At 42.9% G+C, this 4,031-nt stretch carries 3 protein-coding genes; all 3 read right to left on the bottom strand.

The features are described from left to right. A partial coding sequence (locus ACWQ4X_RS19450) for a cation diffusion facilitator family transporter (RefSeq protein ID WP_457904653.1) occupies positions 1-296 on the bottom strand: 296 nt, incomplete at its 3' end. An 86-nt stretch (positions 297-382) separates the two neighbouring features. Then, entirely contained in the window at positions 383-3,541 is a 3,159-nt protein-coding gene (locus ACWQ4X_RS19445; RefSeq protein WP_337709948.1) for an efflux RND transporter permease subunit, read from the bottom strand. Further along, positions 3,531-4,031, bottom strand: a 501-nt coding sequence (locus tag ACWQ4X_RS19440; protein ID WP_457904652.1) for an efflux RND transporter periplasmic adaptor subunit, incomplete at its 5' end; no start/stop codon positions are given. The genes ACWQ4X_RS19440 and ACWQ4X_RS19445, both read right to left, overlap by 11 nt.

The following is a 4,031-nucleotide window of genomic DNA, read 5'->3' as shown; positions in this document are numbered from 1 at the left end:
ACAAAAAGCATCACTGCATTAAACAGAGCCGCTAAAATTTCGAATCGCTGATAGCCAAAAGTTCTTTTATCATCTGCGGCTTTTTTACCAATTTTGATAGCGGCAAGAGCAATAGCTAAAGCGGCTACATCAGTAAACATATGAGCTGCATCAGATAACAAAGCCAAACTTTGGGTAATAAAAGCAGCGACAACTTCTACTATTAAAAAAGTAGTCGTTAAACCTAAGGCAACCATTAACTTCTTACTATTTTCTTCAGTAACAACCGCATGGCTATGATCATGATGTTCTGACATAAAATATTTTCCTTATTCTATTTATGATGAGCAGAGATATTGGATAACAGCCAATATCTCTGCTGTAAATCGACTAATCTATTGGATTAAGAAACTTTCTTTTCATTCATCCAGCGGTACAGTACGGGCAATAAAACCAATGTAAGCAGGGTAGAGGAGATAATTCCTCCAATAACCACTGTTGCTAAAGGTCTCTGTACTTCTGCCCCAGTTCCGGTTGCCAAAGCCATCGGGACAAACCCAAGGGACGCCACACAAGCGGTCATCAGCACAGGTCTAAGACGCAAAATTGCACCCTGCCACGTTGCATAATAAAGGTCATATTGTTGTCGCAACTCTTTGATAAAGGTAAGCATGACTAAGCCATTCAGTACAGCCACCCCCGATAGTGCAATGAAGCCAACCCCTGCTGACATGGATAATGGAATGTCACGCAACCACAACGCGATTAAGCCTCCACATAAGGCAAACGGTACACCACTAAAGACCAGTAAGCTTTCTTTGATATTATGGAATACAGCCATCAATAAAATAAAGATCGTCAACAATGCGAGCGGAACCACCAATTGCATACGCGCTTTTGCAGACATCAGATTTTGAAATTGACCGCCATAATCTATCCAATAACCGCTTGGTAATTCCTGTTTGGATAACGTGCTCTGAAGCTCTGTTACGAATGAGCCTAAATCACGTCCTTCTACATTTGCAGTAATAACCACTCGACGTTTACCATTTTCACGGCTGACCTGATTAATACCCAGGATATTTTCAACGCGTGCCACATCTTGCAGTTGGACTAAACCACCATTCGGCAATTGAATAGGAAGTACCGCTAACTGTTCAGGACTACGCTGGGATTCATCTAGACGGATGACAAAATCAAAACGCTTGTCTCCCTGTAAAATTGTTCCAACATTCTGGCCACCGACACTTGTAGCTACCAGATCCTGAATTGCTCTTACCGACAAGCCATATTGTGCAGCTCTGGACTTATCCACCTCTACATTCAACAAGGGTAAGCCACTGGTCTGTTCTACATTAACGGCTGTCGCGCCTGAAATTGAGTTAATTTTTTGAGAAATCTTATTCGCTTCGCGATTCAGAATCTCCATATCATCGCCAAATAACTTGACCCCCACATCACTTCGCACCCCTGAAATTAACTCGTTAAAACGCAGTTCAATGGGTTGCGAGAACTCACTGTTATTTCCCGGCAATGTCGCTAAGAAAGTAATCATTCTTTGGCGAAGCTCATCAATCGTTTGTTTTGGATCAGGCCATTCATCATGAGGTTTTAACAGTACAACGCCATCTGAAATGTTGGGTGGCATCACATCTGTGGCTACTTCTGCTGTACCGGTACGGGCAAAGATCGCTTTAACTTCAGGAAATTCTTTCAACAGTAACTTTTCAGTGTTTTCCTGTATTCGTAATGATTGCTCTAAACCTGTACTTGGAGAACGCATTTGCTGAACAGCAAAATCACCTTCACTCAGTTGAGGTGCAAATTCACTGCCTGTTTGAGTGACTAACACACCCGTAAGCACTAAAATACAGACAGCCACAATAGTCACAAATAAACGCAGTTCATAGGCCTTGTCTAACAGCACTTCATATTTGGTTTTAAGCCAATGCATCCAGCGACTTTCGGTTTCCTTAACTTCTCCAGTGACAAAGAGTGCAACTGCGGCCGGCACAAAAGTGACCGATAAAATCATGGCACCAATTAAGGCCAGTACTACAGTCATTGCCATAGGATGGAAAAGTTTGGCTTCTACACCGGTTAAGGTAAAGATGGGCAGATAAACCACCAAAATAATCAACTGTCCAAAAATGAGAGGGCGACGTGCCTGTTTCGCAGCCAAGAAGACTTCTCTAAATCTTTCAGAACGGCTCAGCAAACCACCTTTCAGCTTCTGAGCTTCGGCTAGCCGCCGGATACAGTTTTCTACAATAACCACTGCACCATCAATAATGATACCGAAGTCCAATGCCCCCAAACTCATCAGATTCGCACTGATTTTCTGTTCTGCCATTCCCGTCAAGGTAAACAGCATTGAGAGTGGAATAACGCAAGCCGTGATCAGCGCAGCACGGAAATTACCTAGAAAGAGAAATAAAATAACAATGACGAGGATTGCACCCTCAATCAAATTTTTCTGAACGGTTTTGATCGCCCGATCAACCAAATGCGTACGGTCATACACAGTCTCAATCACCACACCTTTAGGTAGCGATTGCTGGATCGATTGCACCTTTTCATCAATGGCTTGAGCAACGGTACGGCTATTTTCTCCCATCATCATCATGGCAATACCCAATACAGTTTCTTCACCATTATAGGTTGCAGCCCCTGTTCTCAAGTCATGACCAATTGAGACATTGGCGACATCTGCCACCCGAATCGGATAGCCGTTTTTATTGGCAATACTGATGTTCTGGATATCTTCAATCGTGTTTAAAGTGCCGGGAACACGAACCGTTAGCTGTTGTCCATTTTTCTCAATATAGCCAGCACCACGGTTTTCATTATTCTCTGTTAAGGCAGTTTGTAAATCAGACAAAGGAATTTGCAATTGTTGCAATCGGTTCAGATCCGGGGCAACCACATAGGTTTTATTAAAGCCACCAATGCTGTTGATCTCCGCAACGCCTTTTACGCGCTGTAATTGTGGCCTTACAATCCAATCCTGAATTTCACGTAAATCCATAGCCGAATAAGCGGTCCCATCCGGTTTTTTAGCATTTGGTTCGGCTTTAATCACCCATTGATAGATTTCACCTAAACCTGTCGAAATAGGTGACATGTTAGGTTGCACATCTTCAGGCATTTCTCCCATTGCTTCTTGCAAGCGCTGGTTGATGAGCTGTCTGGCCCAGTAAATATCCGTGCCATCTTCAAAAATGATGGTCACTTGCGATAAGCCGTAGCGTGAAATAGAACGGGTTTGTTCCATTTTCGGCATGCCTGACATGGCATTCTCGATTGGATATGTAATCCGCTGTTCCATTTCTAAAGCCGTAAAACCATTGGCTGAAGTGTTAATCTGCACCTGAGTATTGGTAATATCTGGTACAGCATCAATCGGCAGCTTTTGATAGCTGTAAATGCCTACGCCAATCCAGGCCACAATAAACAGCATGACCCAGATGGCATTATGAATTGAAAACTGGATCAGTCGATCAAACAGTCCTTCAGGCTTTATTGACTCATTATTAGATATTTGAGAATTTTCAGTGCCCATGTGAAGCCTCTCCTTTTTCCATTTCAGATTTCAGTAAGAAACTACCTTGAGCGGCATATTTTTGTCCCTGATTAAGCCCATTTACCACTTCAATCCACTGGCTCTCCCCAGATGACTGACCTAATTTCACCGGCTGCGGACTGAATTCAACTTTCTGTCCATGTTGAGTGGCGACAAAAACCACATCCTTTCCATCGATATTCTGAACTGCTGACTTAAGCACCCGTAATGCGGTACTTTCACTCTGTTGTTGCAGCAGTACGTTTACCATCAAGTTTGGACGTAATTCGGTTGCATTCGATTCAACTTTTGCTCGAACCTGAAGACGACCCGTTTGAGTATCCGCTTCAGTATTTAAAGTCTGGATAACTGCCTGATAGACCTTTTCAGTTTGCAAGGATTTAAATTCGATCTTTTGATTCGGGGCTAAACCCATAATTTCAGAATTTGGAACAATAAACTCAAGCCAGAGCTGATCTAACCGGTCTAT

The sequence above is a fragment of the Acinetobacter sp. NigerLNRRAM0016 genome (assembly GCF_054112845.1).
This window is presented reverse-complemented; position numbering and strand designations above follow the sequence as displayed.

Coding starts and splice junctions, on each gene's coding strand:
- ACWQ4X_RS19445 (WP_337709948.1), bottom strand. CDS start 3,541: ATGGGCACTGAAAATTCTCAAATATCTAATAATGAGTCAATAAAGCCT.